Source organism: Hominilimicola sp. (assembly GCF_046972485.1).
In the GTDB taxonomy this organism is placed as follows: domain Bacteria; phylum Bacillota; class Clostridia; order UBA1381; family UBA1381; genus Hominilimicola; species Hominilimicola fabiformis.
The window spans coordinates 20121-45893 of sequence record NZ_JBKVWU010000009.1 but is presented as its reverse complement, the minus strand read 5'-3'; the positions used below and the strand labels follow the sequence as shown (position 1 = coordinate 45893).

21 protein-coding genes are annotated in these 25773 nt (G+C 38.4%); 7 read left to right on the top strand and 14 right to left on the bottom strand.

The window, feature by feature from the left end:
• Nucleotides 1-163 precede the first annotated feature (163 nt).
• From rho to ACLTU0_RS02340, 9 genes are all read right to left on the bottom strand, one after another.
• On the bottom strand, nt 164-1474 hold the full coding sequence (gene rho / locus ACLTU0_RS02380) for a transcription termination factor Rho (protein ID WP_022229255.1): 1311 nt from the start codon (nt 1472-1474) through the stop codon (nt 164-166).
• 120 nt (nt 1475-1594) lie between these two features.
• The gene (gene ilvD, locus ACLTU0_RS02375) at nt 1595-3259 is read right to left on the bottom strand and encodes a dihydroxy-acid dehydratase (RefSeq protein ID WP_022229256.1); all 1665 of its coding nucleotides are present in this window, start codon (nt 3257-3259) and stop codon (nt 1595-1597) included.
• Nucleotides 3260-3272: 13 nt separating this feature from the next.
• On the bottom strand, nt 3273-3923 hold the full coding sequence (locus ACLTU0_RS02370; protein ID WP_022229257.1) for a CvpA family protein: 651 nt from the start codon (nt 3921-3923) through the stop codon (nt 3273-3275).
• A gap of 12 nt (nt 3924-3935) precedes the next feature.
• Entirely contained in the window at nt 3936-5489 is a 1554-nt protein-coding gene (locus ACLTU0_RS02365; RefSeq protein ID WP_412321245.1) for a DUF5711 family protein, read from the bottom strand.
• Nucleotides 5489-6223 carry a tRNA pseudouridine(38-40) synthase TruA gene (gene truA, locus ACLTU0_RS02360; RefSeq protein ID WP_118446342.1) on the bottom strand — a complete coding sequence of 245 codons (735 nt, stop codon included), beginning with the start codon at nt 6221-6223 and terminating at the stop codon, nt 5489-5491. Before truA ends, ACLTU0_RS02365 begins: the two co-directional genes overlap by 1 nt.
• Before the next feature lie 16 nt (nt 6224-6239).
• The gene (locus ACLTU0_RS02355) at nt 6240-7058 is read right to left on the bottom strand and encodes an energy-coupling factor transporter transmembrane component T family protein (protein WP_118446343.1); all 819 of its coding nucleotides are present in this window, start codon (nt 7056-7058) and stop codon (nt 6240-6242) included.
• A complete protein-coding gene (locus tag ACLTU0_RS02350; RefSeq protein WP_022229261.1) occupies nt 7051-7911 on the bottom strand; it encodes an energy-coupling factor transporter ATPase in 861 nt (286 codons plus the stop codon). Before ACLTU0_RS02350 ends, ACLTU0_RS02355 begins: the two co-directional genes overlap by 8 nt.
• A complete protein-coding gene (locus ACLTU0_RS02345; protein WP_022229262.1) occupies nt 7908-8768 on the bottom strand; it encodes an energy-coupling factor transporter ATPase in 861 nt (286 codons plus the stop codon). The genes ACLTU0_RS02350 and ACLTU0_RS02345 overlap by 4 nt, the downstream gene beginning before the upstream one ends.
• A gap of 60 nt (nt 8769-8828) precedes the next feature.
• Entirely contained in the window at nt 8829-9695 is an 867-nt protein-coding gene (locus ACLTU0_RS02340) for a class I SAM-dependent methyltransferase (protein WP_412321243.1), read from the bottom strand.
• A gap of 171 nt (nt 9696-9866) precedes the next feature.
• Between ACLTU0_RS02340 and ACLTU0_RS02335 the strand changes: the two genes are divergently transcribed.
• Genes ACLTU0_RS02335 through folE form a run of 6 tightly spaced genes read left to right on the top strand, consistent with a single transcriptional unit; the run spans nt 9867 to nt 13489 of the window.
• Complete coding sequence (locus ACLTU0_RS02335) at nt 9867-10706, top strand: prephenate dehydrogenase (RefSeq protein ID WP_412321241.1); 840 nt, start codon at nt 9867-9869, stop codon at nt 10704-10706.
• Nucleotides 10707-10718: 12 nt separating this feature from the next.
• Complete coding sequence (queF, locus tag ACLTU0_RS02330; protein ID WP_022229265.1) at nt 10719-11189, top strand: preQ(1) synthase; 471 nt, start codon at nt 10719-10721, stop codon at nt 11187-11189.
• Between the two features lie 13 nt (nt 11190-11202).
• Nucleotides 11203-11874 carry a 7-cyano-7-deazaguanine synthase QueC gene (gene queC / locus ACLTU0_RS02325; protein ID WP_308457140.1) on the top strand — a complete coding sequence of 224 codons (672 nt, stop codon included), beginning with the start codon at nt 11203-11205 and terminating at the stop codon, nt 11872-11874.
• Entirely contained in the window at nt 11862-12218 is a 357-nt protein-coding gene (gene queD / locus ACLTU0_RS02320; RefSeq protein WP_412321239.1) for a 6-carboxytetrahydropterin synthase QueD, read from the top strand. Before queC ends, queD begins: the two co-directional genes overlap by 13 nt.
• Before the next feature lie 11 nt (nt 12219-12229).
• A complete protein-coding gene (locus tag ACLTU0_RS02315; protein ID WP_147514783.1) occupies nt 12230-12910 on the top strand; it encodes a radical SAM protein in 681 nt (226 codons plus the stop codon).
• Nucleotides 12911-13489, top strand: a complete 579-nt coding sequence (gene folE / locus ACLTU0_RS02310; RefSeq protein ID WP_022229269.1) for a GTP cyclohydrolase I FolE — start codon at nt 12911-12913, stop codon at nt 13487-13489. It begins immediately after the preceding gene.
• A gap of 20 nt (nt 13490-13509) precedes the next feature.
• On the opposite strand, the gene ACLTU0_RS02305 is transcribed toward folE, so the two are convergent.
• The 5 genes from ACLTU0_RS02305 to ACLTU0_RS02285 form a co-directional block, all read right to left on the bottom strand.
• Entirely contained in the window at nt 13510-13863 is a 354-nt protein-coding gene (locus ACLTU0_RS02305) for a BlaI/MecI/CopY family transcriptional regulator (RefSeq protein WP_147514782.1), read from the bottom strand.
• An 11-nt stretch (nt 13864-13874) separates the two neighbouring features.
• Nucleotides 13875-15230: an RsmF rRNA methyltransferase first C-terminal domain-containing protein gene (locus ACLTU0_RS02300; protein WP_412321237.1), complete on the bottom strand. Its 1356-nt coding sequence runs from the start codon at nt 15228-15230 to the stop codon at nt 13875-13877.
• A 248-nt stretch (nt 15231-15478) separates the two neighbouring features.
• The gene (gene gap, locus ACLTU0_RS02295; protein WP_022229272.1) at nt 15479-16492 is read right to left on the bottom strand and encodes a type I glyceraldehyde-3-phosphate dehydrogenase; all 1014 of its coding nucleotides are present in this window, start codon (nt 16490-16492) and stop codon (nt 15479-15481) included.
• A 240-nt stretch (nt 16493-16732) separates the two neighbouring features.
• On the bottom strand, nt 16733-20536 hold the full coding sequence (rpoC, locus tag ACLTU0_RS02290; protein WP_412321235.1) for a DNA-directed RNA polymerase subunit beta': 3804 nt from the start codon (nt 20534-20536) through the stop codon (nt 16733-16735).
• Between the two features lie 34 nt (nt 20537-20570).
• Nucleotides 20571-24359, bottom strand: coding sequence for a DNA-directed RNA polymerase subunit beta (locus ACLTU0_RS02285; RefSeq protein WP_412321233.1), 3789 nt, complete (start codon nt 24357-24359; stop codon nt 20571-20573).
• 338 nt (nt 24360-24697) lie between these two features.
• Between ACLTU0_RS02285 and ACLTU0_RS02280 the strand changes: the two genes are divergently transcribed.
• Complete coding sequence (locus tag ACLTU0_RS02280) at nt 24698-25684, top strand: DnaD domain protein (RefSeq protein WP_412321231.1); 987 nt, start codon at nt 24698-24700, stop codon at nt 25682-25684.
• The last annotated feature ends 89 nt before the right edge of the window (nt 25685-25773 follow it).

Sequence of the window (25773 nt, the reverse complement as noted above, 5' to 3'; positions counted from 1 at the left end):
ATTATTATACACTCTATTACCCCTTTTGTCAACACTTTTTTTCATTTTTTTTGAAGTTTTTTTCATTATACTATATATTGTGGATTATTTCTTATTATATACACTATTTGCGTCGATTACAATAAAAAAAGAACTGTAACAAATCGTTACAGTTCTCAAAAAATTATTTTCTTCCGTAATTATTAATAATCAACTCAACAAAATCCTTATTGCTGCTTGTGCTTCTCATATACTGCAAAAAGCTGACAATAGTTTCGGTATTTGAATTTCTGCCAAGCTCACGTCTTATAATCCAGCAAGCCTCTTTTTCACGGTCATTAAGCAAATCTTCTTCACGTCTTGTACCCGACTTCAAAATATCAATAGCAGGGAAAATTCGTTTTTCCTGAAGATTTCTGTCGAGTTTCAATTCCATATTACCCGTACCCTTAAATTCTTCAAAAATAACATCATCCATTCTGCTGCCCGTTTCAACAAGTGCCGTTGCCAAAATTGTAAGACTTCCGCCCTCTTCTATATTACGAGCCGCACCGAAAAACTTTTTCGGCTTATACAATGCGTCAGGATCAAGACCGCCGGACAAAGTTCTTCCTGTCGGCTGAACTGTCAAGTTATATGCTCTTGCAAGTCTTGTGATTGAATCAAGCAAAATTACCACATCTTTTTTCTGCTCCACAAGTCTTGACGCTCTTTCAAGCACCATTTCCGCAACCTTACAATGATTTTCGGGCATTTGGTCAAATGTAGAATATATAACTTCACCGTCTATTGAACGTTTTATATCAGTAACTTCTTCCGGTCTTTCATCTATTAAAAGCACTATCAATTTAATATCAGGATAATTTTCGGATATAGATTGAGCAATTTGTTTTAATATAGTAGTTTTACCTGCCTTTGGCGGTGCAACTATCATACCTCTCTGACCTTTTCCGATTGGTGCGATTAAATCTATAAGTCTTGACGCAGTTCTTGTTCTGTCACCTGTATCAAGACTTATTTTTTCTTTCGGATATATCGGTGTAAGACGTTCAAACGGTCTGCGTTTTAAAGCAATTTCAAGTGGATCGCCGTTTATAGTCTTTACAAACAGTAACGGAGAAAACTTATCTTCATCTTGTGACGGTCGGCAATCACCGACAATTTCGTCACCGGTCTTTAAATTAAATCTTCTTATTTGTGTAGGTGACACATATATATCGTTTTTGCCTGACATATAGTTCTCCATACGAAGAAAACCAAAACCGTCTGTCATTACGTCAAGCACACCCTTTACTTCAACTGCGTCTGCCGGACGTTCACGTTTTTTCGGTTGCACTTTCTGTTTTTCCTCATTTGCAATCTGTTCACGTTTTTCGCGAATCAATGCAATTATTTCATCTTTTTTTAAAGCTGAAATTTTTTCTATTCCAAGACCTTGCGCTATTTGTTTCAGTTCATCTTTAGTCTTACGTTCAAGTTTAACTCCGTCTTGCATATACTTGCTCTCTTTCTATTATATATTACCTACATTATATTTTAAATGATTTGATTTGTCAACCTTACAAAAAAACGCATTCCATATAAGAAATGCGTTTTTTGTATAATCATTTGTTCTTTAGTCGTCTAACATAACTGCACCTTGAATTGCAGAAGAAACCATCTTTGAGTATCTTCTTAGATAACCTGTCTTAACCTTTGGTTCAAGCGGAGTCCAATTTTCTTTACGCTTAGCCAATTCTTCTTCGCTGACCTTAAAGTTAATCTGGCATTTATCTATATCAATAGAAATAATATCGCCGTCTTGTACAAATGCGATAGGGCCGCCTTCAACAGCCTCCGGTGAAACGTGACCGATAGCCGCGCCTCTTGTAGCACCTGAGAAACGTCCGTCTGTAATAAGAGCAACGTCTTTATCAAGTCCCATACCGCAGATTGCAGATGTAGGAGAAAGCATTTCTCTCATACCAGGTCCGCCCTTTGGACCTTCGTAACGTATAACAACAACGTCACCCTTTACAATCTTACCTGTATAAATAGCCTCAATAGCCTCTTCCTCACTGTTATAAACCTTTGCAGGGCCTTCGTGCTGCAACATTTCTTTTGCAACGGCACTTCTCTTAACAACAGAGCCGTCAGGAGCAAGATTACCCTTTAATACGGCAATACCGCCTGTTTGGCTGTACGGATTATCTATCGGACGGATTACGTTATAATCAAGTACAGTGCAGTCCTTAATATTTTCACCCAAAGTCTTACCTGTCGCGGTAATTGTATCAAGCTTTAACAAGTTCTTCTTTGAAAGCTCGTTCATAAGTGCCTGAACACCGCCTGCCGCATACAAATCCTGAACGTGATGTTCGCCTGCAGGAGCAAGATGACATAGATTCGGTGTTTCTTTACTGATTTCATTTGCGTAATCAAGTGTTATAGGTGCTTTTGCCTCGTGTGCTATTGCAGGAAGGTGCAGCATTGAGTTTGTACTGCAGCCAAGTGCCATATCAACACGAAGTGCATTATAAATTGAATCCGGAGTAATAATATCTCTCGGCTTAATGTTCTTTTCAAGAAGTTCCATAATCTTCATACCTGCATGCTTTGCAAGACGTATTCTTTCAGAATAAACAGCAGGAATTGTGCCGTTACCCGGTAAAGCCATACCAAGGACTTCACACAGACAGTTCATTGAGTTTGCAGTAAACATACCCGAACATGAACCGCATGACGGACAAGCCGCATTTTCAAGTCTTAGAAGTTCGTCCTCATCGATATTACCTGCTTTAAATGCACCGACTGCCTCGAATGCAGTATTAAGGTCACGATACTTGTCTTTATAATTAATTGAAAGCATCGGACCGCCGCTTACTATGATAGCAGGAATATTTAATCTTGCCGCCGCAATAAGCATACCCGGAACGATTTTATCACAGTTTGGAATAAGTACAAGAGCGTCAAGACCGTGTGCAATAGTCATTGATTCGATTGAATCTGCAATAAGCTCACGGCTTGCAAGAGAATATTTCATTCCCTTATGTCCCATTGCGATACCGTCGCAAACACCGATTGCAGGAAATTCCAACGGTGTACCGCCGGCAATTCTTACACCTGTCTTTACCGCCTCTGCGATTTTATCAAGGTGAATGTGTCCGGGAATGATTTCATTCTTAGCACTTACAACACCTATAAGCGGTCTTTCGATTTCTTCATCTGTAAATCCGGACGCTTTAAAAAGCGAACGATGAGGTGTTTTCTCTAATCCTTTTTTTACTATATCACTGTACATTTCTTTTTCCTCCTTAGATTTTCATAAATAGTTGAAGTAATATATTATAATTATATAAATATTTTACTGCATATGTTTTGTCAATCATTTCATACAGATTGCTCTCTGCCGGTGCAAACATTGATACAAGTGCAAGCAACAAAAATATAATAAAAATTATATTTATCGTTGCAAAAATTCCACCCATAAATTTATTTACACCTTTTATAATCGGTGCCTCCGTAATACCGTTTATTATCATATACACCGCCATAAGTATAAGACGTATTATGATAAACAGTGCCACGCAGGCGATAACCGTCAAGCAAAGATTTGTAAGCCACATTACGGTTTTTTCATTTATCGAATTAACCGCATTGTTGGTGCTGTCAATTTGATTTGTCATATCACTTTGAATAAACTCCGGCAAATTCAGCGTTTCGGCAATATCAACACCTCCGCCTTGCGGAATATTGACATTTTCCGCAATCTTTGTGCTTATGTTATTTGCCAAAGCCGAACCTGCAAGAAAGTTTACCGTAGGCGTTTTAAGTGCAAGAACAAGCACTATCGTTACAACCAATGCGACTATTTTCCAAACCGATTTTACAAATCCTTTTTTATAACCGATAACAAACGATATGACAAGCACTGCCAATAAAATAATATCAAGAGTTATATTCATGCCATACCCCCTTTATACGGTTACAACTTCAAGGCTGTTTGAATAAATCACCACAAAGGTTGTATCCGATACTATAATCAGATTTTTTATATCCATTGCGGCAGTATATTTTGACATTACTTTTGAATTTGTTTTTCCAAAGTAAATATCTCTGCCTATGTTATAAAGTATATATTTTTTATTTATGTCTATAAAGTCAGTAACGCCTATAAGGGTTGTACTGTTCTTTAAAAAACCGTTTTTGCTGTACAAATTCAGCATAGGTATATTACCGTCGTCAAATGCCAACAGTTTATTGCCGTTTGAGTCTATTGCCGAATGTGTAAGCTGCACATTTGAAAAATCGTTGTCATAAACAATTTTTCCGCTCGATGAAATTCCCGTAACCCTGTTGTCGCCAAACGCATTAACCTTATCACCCACAAATTGAAGTTCATATACAACGGTATCGGGCATTTCGATTTTTGCATAGCTTTCTGTTTCATTTACGTTAAAAAGCTGTACGGTTGTTTTTGCGGTTACATCGGAATTTAAAAGTGCCACTGCGACACTTCTCGACGCCGCCGAAATATCGGCACATATAACCGCGTCACTTCCTGACGCCCACGAGAATATTTGTTCGCCTGATTTATTATATACAGATATACCGCCTCTGTATGACGATTTATCCGTAACAACCACTACATCACCGTTTGAAGAAAGTTCCGCCGACATAACAGTATCTGGATCGTCTACGTCATATTGAAGTTTATTGTCAATGTACAAACAAATTTTATTTCTGCCTTTTTCGGCAATTAAAATATAATTTCCGTCTACCTTTAATATCGGATCAACTATCGCCGTATCTATTTCCCACACGACAGTTCCCGTTCCATCAATATACGACATATGATTCATTTTTGCACATACAACACCGTTTTTGTACGGTACAAATTCAGTTTCATTCGCACCCTCAAAAGAAACAATTTCATTTGACTTTATTTCTGTGTTGTATTGTTCGTCAGGTTTTTGTGTTGGGTCGGGTAATTGATTTTTGTCTGTTTTACTCGTTTTAAATACTTTAGATATATTGTTTGAAAAATTATTTTTGTAATTTCCGATTATTCCTGTATCTATCATTATAAAAGCGATTACAACAATTATACCTATTATCACACCTATGATTATACCTTTGTGGTCTCCGATTTTTAAATCGTCAAAAAATCCGACATCCGTTTCATAATCGGGATAATCTGTATCATCATCGTAATTTACATTATTACTTAAAGTTTTTTCTTCTTCGGAACTATTTTCTTCATCTGCTTCTTCTAAAGCAAGCTCGTCTTCCGGTTCTTCATCTGCTTTTTCCGAAACAGGTTCTTCTTCGGTTTTTTTGGTTTCCTCACTTACTTCTTCCGAAACAGGTTCTTCCTTATCCGATACAGTTTCATCGTCTGTTTCCGTTATTTCATCATCCAATTCATCATCTGTTTCGGGTTCATCGTCAAATGTATTACGTTTTTCGTCCTCCGCATAATGTATGAGGTCACTTATTGAACTTTCATTTATTTCATCATCGTTTTTCATCAGTAATACACCTCCTTCAGACAAAGTCCTTGCGGCGGAGCGGTTATACCTGCTCTTTCTCTGTCTTTTGAATTTATTATGTCTGTCATATCGTTCGGATTAATCTTTCCGCCGCCGACAAAAACAAGCGTTCCCGCAATAATTCTTACCATATTGTAAAGAAATCCGTTTCCGACAACATCAATCGTTATTATATCCCCGTTTTTATCAACATCAAGCGAATAAATTTCTCTTACAGTTGTTTTAACCGAAAATCCGCTTGACGCAAAACCTATAAAATCATGTTCACCGATAAACGCCTTTGCGGCAATCCGCATTTTTTCTATATCCAAAGGATATTTATAATGCCACGAATATCTGTTCATAACCGCGTCGGGAAATTCACGGTTTAAAATTTTATAAACATATCTCTTTTTCACCGCACTGCTGTTTGAATGAAAATTTTCGTCAGTATCTTCCGCCTCAAAACAAACAATGTCATTCGGTAAATATGTGTTTAACGCATACGGCAGTTTTTCAGACGGTATTCTTGAATTTGTGAAAAAGTTGCATACATAGTTTTCGGCGTGAACACCTGTATCTGTTCGTCCGCAGCCTGTCAAATGTACATCTTCATTCACAATTTTCTGAACGGCTTTTTTTACTGTTTCCTGTACTGTTATGTCATTTTTCTGTATTTGCCAGCCGTGATAATCAGTACCGTCATATTGAATTTTCAGTTTAATATTTCTCATTATACCATTTCCATTACTAAATTTCAATTAAAAATTCTACCGCCATAATAAGAGCAGCCGCCAAAACAAATACGATACTTGCTCCCAAATCGACTTTAGTCATATGCGTTTCTTTCATTTTTGTACGGTTATTGCCGCCGTTGTAGCACCTTGCCTCCATAGCCGTTGCAAGCTCGTCGGCACGTCTGAACGCATTTACAAAAAGCGGTACCAAAAGCGGTATCATAGCCTTTGCACGTCTTATTATATTTCCTGTTTCAAAGTCCGCACCTCTTGCCATTTGTGCTTTCATAATCTTATCCGTTTCTTCGGCAAGCGTCGGAATAAATCTTATTGCAATAGTCATCATCATTGCAATTTCGTGTGACGGAACCTTTATTTTATTGAAAGGTTTTAACAGTTTTTCTATTCCGTCCGTAAGCTGTAAAGGTGACGTTGTAAGCGTAAGAAGTGACGTTCCCATTACAAGATACAAAAGCCTTATAACCATAAGTGAACCGGATTCGATACCCTCTTTTGTAATCTTTAAAGTAAACTTAAATATCTTCAGTGCCCACACCGTATCACCCGGCGTCATAAACACATTAAGTACCGCCGTAAAAATAAATATCCAAAGCATTGGCTTTAAGCCTTTTAATATCATTTTAAAAGGTACACCGCTTATAAGAATTAATGTTATTGTGTAAATCGTAAATACGACATATGAAATCGGATTTTTTAAAATGAACAACAATACTATGTAAAGTATCGTCATTATTATTTTTACGGGCGGATTCATTTTATGGAGCGGTGAATTACCCGGAACGTACTGTCCTATTATTATATCTTTAAACATTGCCGCCACCTCCGATTAATTTTTTAATTGCATCCGCGGCATATTTTACCGTATAAATATGCTCGGGCAAATCATAACCGGCAAGTCGCAGTTTATCGGTAAGCAATGTTACTTGCGGTACATTAAGACCGATTTTCTGCAAATGCTCCGCTTGTGCGAACACCTCCGCAACCGTTCCCTGCATTTCAACGTGTCCGTCATTCATAACGATTACACGTTCGGCGGTTTTTGCAACGTCCTCCATTGAATGTGAAACGAATATAATTATCATTTCTTTGTTTTCTTCGTGAAGTTTTTTTATCGTTGCAAGTATTTCATCTCTGCCTTTCGGATCAAGTCCCGCGGTCGGCTCGTCAAGTATAAGCACTTTCGGATTCATTGCAAGCACACCGGCTATTGCAACCCGTCTTTTTTGACCGCCCGACAAGTCGAACGGCGAACGCGTTAAATGCTTTTCTTTAAGTCCGACAAGTGCGGCACTTTCTCTTACTCTTTTATCAATTTCTTCATCACTGAATCCCATATTTTTAGGACCGAATGCAATATCTTTATATACAGTTTCTTCAAAAAGCTGATGTTCGGGATATTGAAACACAAGTCCGACTGTTTTTCTGACAAGTCTTAAATCGGCTTTCGGAGCGGTAACGTCAATACCGTTAATAATAATTTTGCCCGAAGTCGGTTTTACAAGTGCGTTGAAGTGCTGAATAAGCGTTGATTTTCCGCTGCCTGTATGACCGATAAGTGCAACAAGCGAACCGTCCTCAATTTCAATATTTACATCATAAAGTGCTTGACGTTCAAAAGGCATTCCCTGCTGATATATATAATTAACGTTTTCTGCTTTTATCATCTTTTTGTTTCTCCCAAAATTCTTATAATTTCATCAAAACACTCATCAACCGTCAGCACATCATCTGAAATTTCTATCCCCATTTTACGAAGTTCATACGCAAGTTCCGTAACCTGCGGAACATCAAGACCGAGTGACTTTAATTTTTCAACATTTTTAAATACCTCTTTCGGCGTACCGTCAAGCACAATTTCACCGTCGTCAATAACAACGGTTCTGTCCGCCTGTGCCGCTTCGTCCATATAATGAGTTATAAGCACAACTGTAATGTCTTTTTCTTCGTTAAGCATTTTTATCGTCTTTATAACTTCACTTCTGCCTTTTGGGTCAAGCATTGCTGTCGGCTCGTCAAGTATAAGTATTTCGGGATTCATTGCAAGCACCGACGCAATCGCCACTCTCTGTTTTTGACCCCCCGAAAGCTTTGACGGTGAACTCTGGGCATACTTTGTCATATTGACTATTTCAAGACACTCGTCAACACGTCTGCGTATCTCTTTAGGCTCAACGCCGAGATTTTCGGGTGCAAACGCCACCTCGTCCTCAACCAGTGCCGCAACCATTTGGTTATCGGGATTTTGGAAAACCATACCTGCCGACTGACGTATATTAAATATATTATTTTCGTCAGCCGTATCCATACCCTTTACATATACCTTACCGCCCGACGGCAAAAGTATAGCATTAAAATGTTTTGCAAGAGTTGATTTTCCGCTGCCGTTGTGACCGAGTACGGCGGTAAAAGAACCTTTTTCTATTTCAATGTTAATATCCTTTAAAACTTTTTCCTCTTTTATCTCTCCGCTTTCCATATCTTCTTCACGGTAAATAAAAGAAAGATTTTTTGTTTCTATCATTTAATTTGTTCCTTTAAATTTATTTTGTACTGTAAGCAAAAAATAGTGCTGTGGGCAATTTTATTCTTGCCAGCGTCCGCTGATACCGCATGGGAGGACTAACCCGTTTGATTTCATTGTAAGTCCGATTTCGTCGGCAGTGATTTTACCGCCGTATTTTCTGCCTACGGTCATAGAGAGTACATTTATAAGCACTTGTGCGCTAAGACCTGTCGTATATGAATTTATAAGGAAAAATAACGGTTTATCCGAAAGAATTTTCATACATTCTTCAATTAACGGATAAAGTTCATTTTCAATCTTCCAAACCTCACCCGACGGACCTCTGCCGTATGACGGCGGATCCATAATTATTGCGTCATACTGACGACCGCGTCTGTTTTCACGCTGTACGAATTTAACAACGTCATCGACAATATATCTTACCGGTCTGTCGCCAAGTCCCGACGACACAACATTTTCTTTTGCCCAAGTTACCATACCCTTTGACGCGTCAACGTGTACAACTTCCGCACCTGCTTCAAGTGCCGCAACTGTTGCACCGCCTGTATATGCAAAAAGGTTAAGTACTCTTATAGGTCTGTCCGCCTTTTTTATAAGCTCCGAAAACCAATCCCAATTTACAGCTTGTTCGGGAAAAAGTCCTGTATGCTTAAAGCCCATAGGCTTTATATTAAAAGTCAAATTGCGATAATTAACAGTCCAACGCTCGGGAAGTTTCTTATTCAAGTACTCCCACTTTCCGCCGCCCGATTTTGAACGGTGATACCAAGCGTCAGCCTTATTCCAAAGTTTTTTATCAGATTTTAAACTCCAGACTGCCTGTGGGTCGGGACGTCTTAAAAGATAATCTCCCCAATATTCAAGTTTTTCTCCGTCAGCACTGTCTATAAGTCTGTACTGCTCCCATTTATCTGCACTCCACATACTAATCTCCTATTTCAAATTATAAGTATTCAATTTAATATTTTATCATTTCAACATATATATCGTCAATAGCCGACAGGTAAAAATATAAAATTTTAATATATATATTCACAATTTGCGAATTTTGTGATAAAATATAGTTTGAATTATGGTAGAACGGAGTGAAAATAAATGAAAGTAGCAATAATTGGTTTGGGGTTAATCGGCGGTTCAATCGCACGCAGACTTCGCGGTTTTCACAACTGCACAATTTCAGCATATAACCGAACATCCGAAACTGTCTTACTTGCAAAGCAGGACGGTGCAATAGACGAAGGAAGTTCGGACGTAGGCGAAGTAATGGATAACGCGGATTTAATCATACTTTGTCTTTATCCGCAGCTTAATGTCGATATGGTAAAAAACAACTTGCCGCACATCAAACCGGGTGCGGTTATAACAGACGTTTCCGGTGTTAAGAGTTTTATGATTGATGAAATGTCTAAAATACTTCCCGACAATGTGGACTTTATCGGCGCACATCCTATGGCAGGACGTGAAGTCGGCGGTTATCAAAGTTCGACCGACACACTTTTCAACAAAGCGTCATTTCTGATTACGCCGACAAAGAAAAACAAACCCGAAAATATTGCTCTTATTCGTGAGCTTGCCGAATATATCGGCTGTAAGCACGTTGTCACAACAACACCGGAAGAACATGACGCGGTAATCGCATACACAAGTCAGCTTATGCACGTTGTAGCCGTTGCTCTTTGCGACAATCCTATGATTGAACGTTCAACGTTTTTCAGTGCGGGAAGTTTGCGTGACTGTACAAGAGTCGCGATTATAAACGCTCAAATGTGGAGCGAACTTTTCGTTGAAAACAAGGAACAGCTTGTAAACAGAATACACGAAATGCAGGCAAGTCTCGGAAAGATTGCCGAAGCGGTCGAAAACAGTGACAGAGAAAAGCTTGAAGAAATTATGACTCACGCAACCTCTCAAAAAATGAAATGGTTAATGGAATAAAAGGAGTTTATTATGCCGAGAAACAAAGAAGAAACAGAGGGTTTATCACTTTTAGGTAACAAAAAAACAGTCTACAAGGACACATATGCACCGGAGGTACTTGAAACATTCGTAAACAAGCACCAAGGCAACGATTATATGGTAACGTTTGACTGTCCCGAATTTACGTCGCTTTGCCCAATCACAGGTCAGCCGGATTTTGCAAAAATCACCATCAACTATATTCCAAACGTGAAAATGGTTGAATCAAAATCATTAAAGCTGTATCTTTTCAGTTTCAGAAATCAAGGTGATTTTCACGAGGACTGTATCAATATTATAATGAAAGACCTTGTTAAACTTATGGAACCGAAATATCTTGAAGTTAAAGGTATTTTCACGCCGCGCGGCGGCATATCTATTTATCCGTTTGCAAACTACGGTCAACCGGGTACTAAATATGAAAAAATCGCTGAAAACAGATTGTTTGACAGTTTGAAATAAATGGAGGATTAAAATGAAAAACAGAAAAGCACTTGTTGTTTTATCGGGCGGTCAGGACAGTACAACTTGTCTGTTCTGGGCAATAGACAAATTTGGTAAAGAAAATGTATCTGCAATAGGTTTTGACTACGGTCAGCGTCACAAGCTTGAGCTTGAATGTGCAGACAAGATTTGTAAAAAAGTCGGTATTCCTTATGAAATCGTTCCGACACCTATTATAAATCAGCTTTCCGCAAATTCACTTACGCGTGAAGATATTCCCGTTGAGGAAACAAAGCCGGAGGGTGCACCTCCGAATACATTTGTTGAGGGCAGAAACTTATTATTTTTAAGCTATGCCGCTATATATGCAAAAACTCACGGCATAACAGACCTTGTAACAGGCGTATGCGAAACAGATTTTTCGGGTTATCCGGATTGTCGTGATATTTTCGTTAAATCTCTTAATGTTACAATCAATCTTGCTATGGATTACAATTTTGTTATCCACACACCGCTTATGTGGCTGAATAAGGCTGAAACTTGGAAAATGGCTGACGATTTGGGTGTACTTGACACTATTTACAACGAAACACTTACTTGTTATAACGGCGTACTCGGCGAAGGCTGCGGACACTGTCCGTCATGCACGCTCAGAAGACGCGGTTACGAACAATATATGGAGATGAAAAAATGTACGAAGTAAAGAAAAGATTTGAAATAAGTGCGGCACATAAGTTAGACCTTGACTACGACTCAAAATGTACGAATTTTCATGGTCACAACTGGATAATTGACGTATATCTTCAAAGTGAAACTCTTGACAAAAACGGTATGGTTCTTGATTTTACACACATCAAACGCAAAATTCAAGACAAGTTTGACCACAAGGTTATTAATGAAGTTGTACCGTTCAATCCTACTGCCGAAAACTTGGCGAAATACATTTGCGATGAGCTTGCACCATTCTGTTATCGTGTTGACGTACAGGAAAGTCAGAACAACATAGCAAGCTACATCAAAGATGATGTTAAAATAAAACTGTTATAAGGAAAATCAAAATGAAAGTAATCGAAATTTTTGACAGTATTGACGGCGAGGGCATACGAACAGGACAATGTGCAACATTTATACGCCTTGCAGGCTGTAACCTACGCTGTTCGTACTGCGATACGGTTTATTCACTGTTCGGTGAAGAAACGCCTTGTGAATATACTGAAATGACTGTTGATGAAATTATTTCAAAGGTTAATATGACTTACAAGCGTGTTACGCTTACAGGCGGTGAGCCTCTTGTTCATACCGACAGTGCAGAGCTTGTTTCAAAACTGACCGAAATCGGCTGTGATGTTAATATTGAAACGAACGGCGCAGTTGATATAGTTGATTTTCTCGGCAAAGTGCCGAAGTCGGATAATTTGTTTTTTACTATCGACTACAAACTTCCGTCAAGCGGTATGACCGACAAAATGATTTGGAATAATTTTATTAATTTACGGCCTTGCGATGTTATCAAATTCGTTATAGGCTCTGACGAAGATATGAACTTGACTATTGATATAGTCAAGAAGTTAAAACAAGTTTATACCGAAATGCCGCACATTTATCTCGGTGCGGTTTACGGAATGTATGACGCACAAAAACTTGTCAATATAATGCTTAAAGAGCCTGTGCTTTGTGACGCAACATTTCAAATTCAACTTCACAAGGTTATCTGGGATCCGGAAGAAAGAGGTGTTTAAATGAAAAAAGAATTTAATCACGAAAAGATAAAAGAGGCTATACGCACAATTCTTACAGAACTTGGCGATGACCCCGACCGTGAGGGATTAAAGGATACTCCCGACCGCGTTGCGCGTATGTATGACGAAATTTTTGAGGGTATGCGATACACCAATGACGAAATCGCTGAAATGTTTAACAAGTGCTTTGAGGTTGACTCAAACGACCTTGTAATCGTTAAAGATATTGAAGTTTTCAGTCACTGTGAACATCACCTTGCACTTATGTACAATATGCATTGCCATGTCGGATATATTCCGAACGGCAAGGTTATAGGTCTTTCAAAGATTGCCCGCATATGCGATATGGTTTCAAAAAGACTTCAGCTTCAAGAACGTATCTGCTCGGATATTGCCGAAGTTATTCAAAAGGTTTGCGATACTGAGGACGTAATCGTTGTTGTTGAGGGTGAGCATAGCTGTATGACAGCTCGCGGTATCAAGGCTCGTGGTGCTAAAACACGCACAAGTGCTATACGCGGTCTTTTTGACACCGACCACGAATTGCGTAATGAATTTTATCAATTAATAAAAGACTAAAATTAAAATACCGCTAATATCTAAAGATTAGCGGTATTTTTTATAATCTTCTTCATTTTCTTTAGTTCCTGTTTATCTGCCAAATTTACAACGGAAGTAAACAGTTTTACGGGTGAATTATCAAAATATTTTTTCATCAATTCTTCCAATTCATCGTTTTTTACTTCATCTTTCGTTATAACAGGGGTACAAATAAATTTATCCTCTCCACGCGATATATAACCCTTTTTTATGCACTTATTTATCACTGTATATGTAGTGTTTCTGTTCCATCCAATATCAATATTCAGTATTTTTGCAATTTCACCTGCGGTTATACTGCCCTCACGCCACAAAACGTCCATAACCTTACGTTCAGATTCAAACAAATTCATAATTTTTCTCCCTATCTTTTCAATCTCAAATATTTAGGAAAATGATTTTTCAGTATTCCGTTTGACGCTTTTCCCCAACCTATCGGATAACCGTTTACGGTTACGGCACTCCAGCCTTTTTTATCACATTCGACTGTATTACCCATAAGATACTTTTTAAGTTCTTCACTGTCACATTCAAAATCAACGGTATTCTTAAAATCTTCTTTTTTAAGTGTCAGGCAAAGTGCGTATGACGGCTCAAATCTGTTTTTACGATATATTCCGAGATTAAGACCGTTTCTGACAACCTTAATTTTATCAACGTCAATACATTTCGGTTTCAAGTAAAGCTGTTCTCCGAACAGACAAAATTCACCGTCAAGTTCTGTATTCAAAAACTCTTTTTCAAATTGTCTGTATACCTTTTCGGCGTCCGTCATACTTGTTTTTTTAGGCTTACTTACTTCACTTTCGTAATTGTCCAAACTGTGAAACAGTGCCACAAAATGTCCCTCACCGTTATTTTTATGCGGAAAAATTCTTCGTGTTTTACTCATATCACAGTCGGAATTCGACCACACTCCTCTGCCTTTAGACAGCATATCAAGATTATTCGGTTCTACAAGTTCCACATTATAATTTTCAAGCATATACGCACACACCTGCTCATTTTCCTCCGGTGCAAACGTGCACGTTGAATACACAATATATCCTCCGCCTTTAAGCATTTTCATTGCACAATCAAGTATATGTTTCTGTCTTACACCGCACGAAACCGTATGTTCAACACTCCATTCGTCCACAGCCTGCGGCTCTTTTCTGAACATTCCCTCACCGCTGCATGGTGCGTCAACTATAATCTTGTCAAAAAAATGCACATATTTTTCAGCCAGCCTTTGAGGTGTTTCATTTGTGACTACTGCATTAGTCAAACCAAATCTGTCTATATTGTCAGACAATATATTTGCACGATTTTTTACAATTTCATTTGCAACAAGCAATCCGTTTTTGCCGATAAATGCACCTGCCTGAGTAGCCTTACCACCGGGTGCGGCACACAAATCAAGTACATAATCGTCACTTTCAATATTCAAAGTCGATACGGTCGACATTGCGGACGGCTCCTGAAAATAAAAAAGTCCCGCAAGGTGATAAGGGTGATTACCTGAAATTTTAGACTTATCTGCATAAAATCCGTCGCTGCACCAAGGTACATTCTGAAGTTCACCAAATTCCTTAATTACTGCGTCTTTTGCACCGACTTTTGATGTATTTATGCGTATTCCCGTAAATATCGGAGTTTCGTCCATTGATTTTATAAAATCATCATACTCATCTCCGAGCATTTTTTTCATTCTGTCCTCAAATTTTTCAGGCAATTTCATACTTATCCCCTTTTTCTTTTTTACTATAACAATAGTATAAATTAAATTTTAATTCGTGTCAATATAAAAGACAAAAAAGTGGCGGTCAATGATCTCCGCTACGAGGTTTTGTATGTGATAAAACTATTTTTGACAAACTTAAAGCATAATAGGGCGACCTATGATCGCCCCTACGAAATTTTTGAAAATTTCAAATATAAAAAAACAACTGCCATAAAGGCAGTTGTTTAAAAAAGTTCAAATTGTGATTAGCAATTTTCTGAGAAATACTTAATTGTTCTAACCATCTGTGATGTGTATGAGTTTTCGTTATCATACCATGAAACAACTTGTACTTCGTAAAGACCGTCACCGATTTCAGCAACCATTGTTTGTGTTGAATCGAATAGTGAACCGTATCTCATACCAACGATATCTGATGAAACGATTTCATCTGTGTTGTAACCGAATGATTCGTTTGAAGCAGCCTTCATAGCAGCGTTGATACCGTCAACTGTAACGTCACCCTTAACAACAGCTGTAAGGATTGTTGTTGAACCTGTTGGAGTTGGAACTCTCTGAGCTGAGCCGATAAGCTTACCGTTTAGTTCAGGAATAACAAGACCGATAGCCTTTGCAGCACCTGTTGAGTTAGGAACGATGTTTACAGCAGCAGCTCTTGATCTTCTTAGGTCACCCTTTCTTTGAGGACCGTCAAGAGTCATTTGGTCACCTGTGTAAGCGTGAATTGTGCACATGATACCTGACTGAATTGGAGCGTACTTGTTAAGTGCGTCTGCCATAGGAGCCAAGCAGTTTGTTGTACAAGAAGCAGCTGAAATGATGTTGTCGCCCTTCTTTAGTGTTTCGTGGTTTACGTTGTAAACGATTGTTGGTAGGTCATTGCCTGCAGGAGCTGAAATAACAACTTTCTTAGCACCGGCATTGATATGAGCCTGAGCCTTTTCCTTTGATGTATAGAAACCTGAGCATTCAAGAACTACGTCTACGTCAAGGTCGCCCCATGGACAATTATTTGCATCAGGGAAAGCGTAGATTTTGATTTCTTTACCATCAACTGTGATTGAATCTTCACCTGCTGAAACTGTATCAGCCTTTTCATACTTACCTTGTGATGAATCATACTTTAGTAGATGAGCAAGCATCTTTGGGCTTGTAAGGTCGTTGATAGCAACAACTTCATAACCCTCTGCGCCGAACATCTGTCTGAATGCAAGACGTCCAATACGTCCGAATCCGTTAATCGCAACTTTAACTGCCATTTTAAATTCCTCCTAAAAAATATATATATTTTTTTATCTTTGAGTGAGCATAGTATATGCCCATTTATATATATTTTACATCAAATTTATAAAATATACAAGCCTATATGTTAAATTTATATCATTTTAATGATTAATTCTTCCTTTTGCACAAAAAGCAGCCTATTTATATCAGTTTTATATATAATTTTTTTAAACAAAATGAACTGCTATGAAAATTCACAGCAGTTCATAATTATTTTATTCTATTTCTTCGTTGTCAACTTCTTCGCCGTCGATAGTAATATTAATATCTTTATACATACTCATACCTGTACCGGCAGGAATAAGTTTACCGATGATAACATTTTCCTTTAGACCAAGAAGCGGGTCAACCTTACCCTTAATAGCTGCATCTGTAAGAACCTTTGTAGTTTCCTGGAATGATGCGGCTGAAAGGAATGATTCGGTTGCAAGAGAAGCCTTAGTAATACCAAGAAGTACAGGAGATGCAGTTGCAAATTCAGTACCGCTCTTTTCCTTAACTCTCTCGTTTGCCTCTTCAAGTTCAAACTTATCAACAAGTGAACCGATAAGAAGATCAGTTTCGCCTGCCTCTTCAACTCTAACCTTACGCAACATTTGACGTGTGATAACTTCGACGTGCTTATCGTTAATATCAACACCCTGCATACGGTATGTTCTCTGAACTTCACGCGCGATATAAACCTGAACGGCATGAGGACCTCTGATATGAAGAATATCATTAGGGTTTACAGAACCCATTGTAAGTTCGTCACCCGCCTCAATAACGTCACCGTCATGAACTTTAATACTTGAACCGTATGGAATTGTATAAGTCTTAGCTTCACCTGTCTGGTCATTGGCAACTGTAACTTCTCTCTTACGCTTTGATTCTGTTACAGTAATTGTACCGCCGATTTCTGAGATTATAGCAAGACCCTTTGGACGTCTTGCCTCGAAAAGTTCCTCGACACGAGGAAGACCCTGTGTAATATCGCTGCCTGACGCAACACCGCCGGCGTGGAAAGTACGCATTGTAAGCTGTGTACCCGGTTCACCGATTGACTGTGCGGCAATAATACCAACTGCCTCACCGACATTAACAAGTTCACCTGTAGCAAGGTTTGTACCGTAACATTTAGCACAAACACCGATTTTTGACTTACAAGTAAGTACGCTTCTGATATATACTTTTTCGATACCGGCATTAACAATATTATTAGCCTGTACGTCTGTTATAAGTTCACCGTTCTTTGCAAGAACTTCGCCTGTTTCAGGGTGAATAACATCCTGCATAGCTGTACGGCCGACGATACGGTCATATAGCGGTTCGATACTTTCTTTACCGTCAGTGATTTCAGTTACCCATTCGCCTTCATCAGTACCGCAGTCGATTTCACGAACGATAACATCCTGTGATACGTCAACAAGACGACGAGTAAGGTAACCTGAGTCGGCTGTTCTAAGAGCTGTATCTGTAAGACCTTTACGCGCACCGTGTGATGAAATGAAGTATTCAAGTACGTTAAGACCTTCTCGGAAGTTAGCACGGATAGGAATTTCGACTGTTCTACCCTGTGTATCCGCCATAAGTCCACGCATAGCTGCAAGCTGACGAATTTGGTTAACGCTACCACGGGCACCTGAGTCAGCCATCATAAAGATTGGGTTGAACTCACCAAGGTGTTCCATCATGGCGTCTGTGACATCAGATGAAGCCTTTGCCCAAATTTTAATTGTCTGTTGATAACGTTCTTCATTTGTAAGAAGACCCATCTGATACTTCTGCATAATTCCTTCGACTTGCTTTTCAGCGTCAGCAAGGATAACTTGTTTCTTTTCAGGAACCTCGATATCTGATACGGCAACAGTTATAGCACCTCTTGTAGAATACTTATAACCTGTGGCCTTAATCTTATCAAGCACTTCGGCTGTTTCTGAAGTACCGCAAACTCTGATACACTTATCAATAATTTTACCAAGCTGTTTCTTACCTACAACAAAGTCGATTTCAAGGTCAAATTCATTTTCAGGATTTGATCTGTCAATATAACCGATATGCTGAGGAATATTATTATTGAATATAATTCTACCGACAGTTGTACCGATAAGTTTTGACTTTTCTACTCCGTTAATCTTCTTTGTAACTTCAACAAGAATTCTTTCGTGCAGAGTTACTTCGTGATTATAATAAGCAAGAAGTGCCTCATCAAATGTAGTATACTTCTTTATTACAAGTTTCTTAGCCTCACTTATTAATTTCTTTAGTGAAATTTGAAGTGATTTATTAGGTAATACCAAAGTTACAGGATTTGCGTGAATTTCTGTTTCATTCATTGCAACTTCCGGCAACTCTCTCATATATTTAAGAGCCTCTCTTACATCAGTAAAGCTCTTGATTGGTTCTTCTTCATTGTATATAACAACGTTTTCTTCCTGTTCCATATCAGAAAGTCTTTCGATTAATACATTGATTTTAGGTTCATCATCAAGAATTGTATCAATAATTCTGTCATAATGTTCCTTTTGAATTGTCAGGTAGTAAGAACCCAAAATCATATCCTGTGTAGGAACCGTTACAGGGTGTCCGTCCTGCGGTTTAAGCAAGTTATTTGCTGAAAGCATTAGGAAACGTGCCTCGGCCTGTGCCTCCGGTGAAAGAGGAACGTGGATAGCCATCTGGTCACCGTCGAAGTCGGCGTTATAAGCCGTACATACAAGCGGATGAAGTTTTAGAGCACGTCCTTCAACAAGTTTTGGCTCAAATGCTTGAATACCAAGTCTGTGAAGTGTAGGCGCACGGTTTAGAAGTACAGGATGCTCCTTAATTACGTCCTCAAGAACGTCCCAAACTTCCGGCTTTGTTCTCTCAACCATTCTCTTTGCACTCTTTATATTATGTGCAAGTCCGCGAGATACAAGTTCTTTCATTACGAAAGGCTTAAACAATTCGATAGCCATTTCTTTTGGCACACCGCACTGATAAATCTTCATTTCCGGACCTACAACGATAACGCTACGACCTGAGTAGTCAACACGCTTACCAAGCAAGTTTTGACGGAAACGTCCCTGCTTACCTTTAAGCATATCCGAAAGTGATTTTAGCGGTCTGTTACCCGGTCCTGTTACAGTTCTTCCGCGACGACCGTTATTGATAAGTGCGTCAACAGCCTCTTGTAACATACGTTTTTCGTTTCTGATAATAATATCAGGAGCGCCAAGTTCAAGAAGTCTTTTTAAACGATTGTTTCTGTTTATAACTCGTCTGTAAAGGTCGTTAAGGTCAGATGTTGCAAAACGTCCGCCGTCAAGCTGTACCATAGGTCTAAGTTCCGGCGGAATTACCGGAATAACAGTCATAATCATCCATTCAGGTCTGTTACCCGAAAGTCTGAATGCCTCTACAATTTCAAGTCTTTTAATAATTCTTGCTTTCTTTTGTCCTTGTGTAGCGTCAAGCTCTTCCTTTAATTCTCTTGAAAGTTCTTCAAGATCAATTCTTTCAAGCAAAGTCTTGATAGCCTCTGCACCCATACCTGCTTTGAACTTATCGCCGTACTTTTCATATGCCTCACGATATTCAGCCTCTGAAAGAATCTGATTTTGCATAAGGTTTGAAGTACCCGGATCAGTTACAATATATGATGCAAAGTAAAGTACCTTTTCAAGCTGTCTTGGAGAAAGGTCAATGATAAGTCCCATTGATGACGGAACACCTTTGAAATACCAAATATGTGAAACAGGAGTTGCAAGAGCAATATGTCCCATTCTTTCACGTCTTACTTTTGCTTTTGTTACTTCAACTCCGCAGCGTTCGCAGACCTTTCCTTTAAATCTGATTTTCTTATATTTACCACAGTGACACTCCCAATCCTTTGTAGGACCGAAAATCTTTTCACAGAATAATCCGTCCTTTTCAGGCTTAAGAGTACGGTAGTTTATGGTTTCAGGCTTTAAAACTTCACCGTGTGACCAACTTAGTATTGTCTCGGGAGAAGCTAAACCGATTTTAATTGCCTCAAAGCTGTTAAATTCTAACATCTAAAAACCTCCATAGTCTATTCACACGTCATGATTATATTTCGTCGTCATCGCCGAAATCAATATCATCAGAATCATCAACGCCGAAATCATCTTCGTCTGAATCATCCAAAACCATACTTGCATCATTAAGATCATCTTCATCAAAAGTATCTGTAATTCCGTCCTTGTCCTCCATTGTTTGTACAAGTTCTTCGCTTACAACACCTTCGTCCTCATCTTCAAATGATGCATCAAGGTCGATTTCTTCCATATTATGATTAAGAATCTTAATATCAAGTGCAAGTGACTGAAGTTCCTTAACAAGTACCTTAAATGATTCAGGAATACCTGACTTAGGAATATTTTCACCCTTAACGATTGCCTCGTATGTCTTAACACGACCGACAATATCGTCAGATTTAACTGTCAGGATTTCCTGCAATGTATAAGCGGCACCGTAAGCCTCCAAAGCCCAAACTTCCATTTCACCGAAACGCTGACCGCCGAACTGAGCTTTACCGCCCAAAGGCTGTTGAGTAACAAGTGAGTAAGGACCTGTTGAACGTGCGTGAATCTTATCATCAACAAGATGGTGAAGTTTCAAGTAATACATGACGCCGACTGTAACAGGGTTATCAAACTTTTCACCCGTACGTCCGTCATATACGACTGACTTAAAGTCAGGTCTTAAACCTGCCTCTTTAAATGCAAGTTTTATATCTTCGTCCTGTGCACCGTCAAATACAGGAGTTGCAAGTTTAATAAATCTTCCTTCTCTTGCCTTTGACTTAGCGTCAACTATGTTTTGTCTGAAATTATCGTCAATAATTGTATTTTCAAGCTGTTCACGAGTCTTTAAGCTTAGACATCTGTATGCGTAGCCCAAGTGCATTTCAAGCACCTGACCGATATTCATACGAGAAGGCACGCCCAAAGGGTTAAGAACGATTTGCAATGGTGTACCGTCTTCAAGAAATGGCATATCTTCCTGCGGCAATACTCTTGAAACGACACCCTTATTACCGTGACGACCTGCCATCTTATCGCCGACAGAAATCTTTCTCTTTTGAGCGATAACACAACGTACAACTTCATTTACGCCCGGTGACAATTCATCGCCGTTTTCTCTTGTGAACTTCTTAACATCTATAATTATACCCTGTTCACCGTGTGGAACACGAAGTGATGTATCTCTTACTTCTCTTGCCTTTTCACCGAAAATTGCACGAAGAAGTCTTTCTTCTGCTGTAAGCTCTGTTTCACCCTTAGGTGTAACTTTACCTACAAGAATATCACCTGCGTGTACTTCCGCACCTATTCTGATAATACCCTGTTCGTCAAGGTCCTTTAGAGTATCTTCCGATACGTTAGGAATATCTCTTGTAATTTCTTCAGGGCCAAGTTTTGTATCACGTGCTTCACATTCATATTCTTCAACGTGAATTGATGTGAATACGTCGTTTTTAACAAGTTCTTCACTGATAAGAACAGCGTCCTCGTAGTTATAACCTTCCCAAGTCATAAATCCGATAAGAATATTCTTACCAAGTGCAAGTTCACCGTTATCCATAGCAGGACCGTCGGCGATTATGTCGTTTCTCTTAACTCTTTCGCCCTCTTTAACGATAGGTCTGTAGTTGATACAACAGCTTTGGTTTGAACGTGCAAACTTAATAAGTTTGTGTGTATGTCTGATACCGCTGTCACCCTTAATTACGATTTGGTCTGCGGCAACTTTTTCAACTACACCGTCTTCCTTTGTAAGTACGGCACTACCGGAGTCTTTAGCTATCTTATGTTCGATACCTGTACCGACGATAGGAGAATCCGTTGTCAAAAGAGGCACTGCCTGACACTGCATGTTAGAACCCATAAGTGCTCTGTTAGCGTCATCGTTTTCAAGGAATGGGATACAAGCCGTAACAACCGATACAAGCTGTCTCGGTGAAATATCCATATAGTCAATTCTTGAACCCGGTACTTCCAAGATTTCATCTCTGTAACGGGCAGAAACCTTTTTATCTATAAAACGTCCTTCCTCATCAAGAGGTTCGTTCGCCTGTGCGATTACAAATTCATCTTCGGTATCGGCTGTCATATAAACGATTTCATCTGTTACACAACCTGTTTCCTTATCAACTTTTCTGTAAGGTGCCTCAATAAATCCGTATTGATTAATCTTTGCGAATGTTGCAAGTGATGTAATCAAACCGATGTTAGGACCTTCAGGAGTTTCGATAGGACACATTCTGCCGTAGTGAGAATAGTGAATATCACGAACTTCAAATCCGGCTCTTTCTCTTGAAAGACCGCCCGGACCAAGTGCTGAAATTCTTCTCTTATGACGAAGTTCGGCAAGAGGGTTGTTCTGGTCCATAAACTGTGACAACTGTGATGAACCGAAAAATTCGTTTATTGTCGCGATTATCGGTCTTATATTAATTAATGATGTAGGTGTTATAATTTCAAGTTCCTGTGTTGACATTCTTTCTCTTACTGTTCTTTCCATACGAGCAAGACCAATTCTGAATTGGTTTTGAAGAAGTTCACCGACACAACGAACACGTCTGTTTCCAAGGTGGTCAATGTCATCAACAGTACCTATACCGTTAGCAAGGTTTAGACAATAGTTTACAGACGCAAACATATCGTCGATAATTATATGCTTAGGAGCAAGTTCATCAATTCTTGCCCATAGCTGTTCCTTGATTTCATCTTCTGTTTCGGCATTCTCAATTATTTCTTCAATAATTGCTTTTCTAACCTTTTTAACAGGAAAATCTTCAACTTCAAAGTCAACATACTCGTCAAGGTAAACCATATTGTTAGAGAATACTCTTACCTTTTTACCTTCAACAAGCAATTCAACCTGATTTACACCTGCTCTTTCGATTTGCATAGCCAAATCCGCACTTATTGCGTCACCCTCATTAGCGATTATTTCGCCTGTTCTCGGGTCTGCAACAGGTTCTGCAAGTGTTTTGCCTTTAATTCTTGCCGAAATAGCAAGCTTTTTATTAAATTTATATCTTCCGACCTTAGCAAGATCATATCTTCTCGGATCGAAGAACATATTCATTATAAGTGATTCTGCATTTTCTACGTTAAGAGGTTCACCCGGACGAAGTCTTTTATAAATTTCAAGAAGTCCTTCTTCTCTTGATTCCGTAGTATCTTTTTCAAATGTTGCAAGAAGTCTTATATCCTCACCGAATACGTCAAGTATTTCGGCATTTGAACCAAGTCCCATTGCTCTTAAAAGAACTGTTACCGGCAGTTTTCTTGTTCTGTCTATTCTTACCGAGAAAACATCGTTTGAATCTGTTTCATATTCAAGCCATGCACCTCTGTAAGGAATAACTGTTGAACTGTAAAGCGGTTTACCTGTCTTATCACGTTCAAATTCGTAATAAATACCCGGTGAACGTACAAGCTGGCTGACGATTACACGTTCAGCACCGTTAATAACGAATGTTCCCTGCTCTGTCATTAGAGGAAAATCACCCATAAATATTTCCTGTTCCTTAATTTCGCCTGTTTCAGTGTTGATAAGTCTTACGCTTACTCTCAAAGGAGCGGCATACTTTGTATCCCTTTCCTTACATTCTTCAACGCTGTACTTTGAATTGTAATCCAATCTGTAATCAAAAAATTCAAGTACAAGCTTACCGGCGTGGTCTGTTATAGGAGAAATATCGTGAAATATTTCCTTTAGACCTTCTTCAAGAAACCACTTATAGGAGTCTTTCTGTACCTCTATAAGATTAGGCATATCCAAAACTTCTTTAATTTTCGAATAGCTTAGACGCACATTTTTTCCTACTTCTACTTCATGCACCATTTTCTTAAATCACCTCATCATCATAATAGTAGTTTAAGTATTTTTCCTTTTATCCTAAATTTCTCTCCAAAAAATTGGGGTTGCATTTTGTATATATTCATGCTATAATACATACAATGATAATGTGAAATTTATTGGATAGTATCCCGATTTTAAGTCTAAGATACAGTTTATTATATTATCACAAATAATACGGTATGTCAAGGGGCATACCGTATTATTTTAGAATTTTTTTCATAAATCTTTGCATTTTGACTCAAACTGATATATAATATATAAATAAGGCCGGTGACAGTTTTTCATCAGCCCAAATAACTTATATGGAGAGATTTTTAGTTATGCTTAAATTTAGTTGTAATATTGATTATATCCCCGTATCGGTGGATTTTATAGAAAATTATATGCCTGAGGCAAACGGTGCTTATGTTAAAGTATACCTGCTTGCACTGTCTCTTGCGGTTTACGGATATGAAATGTCCGCAAGCAGTATTGCAAGTCAGCTTAATTTGCTTGAAAGCGATGTTATAAACGCATTTGACTATTGGAATAAAAAAGGTGCTTTGAAATATGATAAAGACAGCGGAAATATCAGTTTTTCCGCTAAAGAAGAAAATATGAACGTAAGCATTTCCACAAGACAAGCCGAGCCTATTCAAAATACAGAAAGCAGTCCAATTAAAAAGAGTATAGACCAAGTTTCAAATGCTATGACTCAAAATAAAGAACTTGCCGATTTATGCTTACTTGCACAGGAAATACTCGGTAAAACACTTACAAACAGTGAAATTGAAACACTTTATTATTTTTATGATGAACTTCAGCTTTCACCGGAGGTTATAACAATATTGCTTGAATACTGTGTTTCAAACGGCAAAAAAAATATGAACTATATCGAGAAAGTAGCCATATCGTGGAATAAAAACGGTATATTCACTATAGACGCTGCCGATAAATTTATAACAGCCGAAAAAGAGAAAAACGGCTACGCATATAAAATCAGAAAGCTTTTCGGTATTGAAAACAGAAACCTTTCAAAAACAGAAGAAAATTATCTAAAAACGTGGCACGATAAATTTTTGATGGATGAAGATATGGTTGAACTTGCATATGAGTATTGCATTATGCAGACAACAAAACTCTCGTTTCCATATATCAACTCAATTTTAAAACGTTGGCACGAACTTAATATTCATAATATTGTCGACGCAAAGAAAGACCACGAAGATTTTAAGACAAAAAATAAATCTCAAAAAGATTTGAGCGTTTATGATGATAATAATATTAATTATGATGAACTTGAAGAAATAATGCGTGATAAGATGTAAAGGAGATTGAAATTCAATCTCCTTTTTTAATGTTTTTGTATTGACAAACTCTTTTTTGTATAATATAATAATATAGTTACTAAAACACA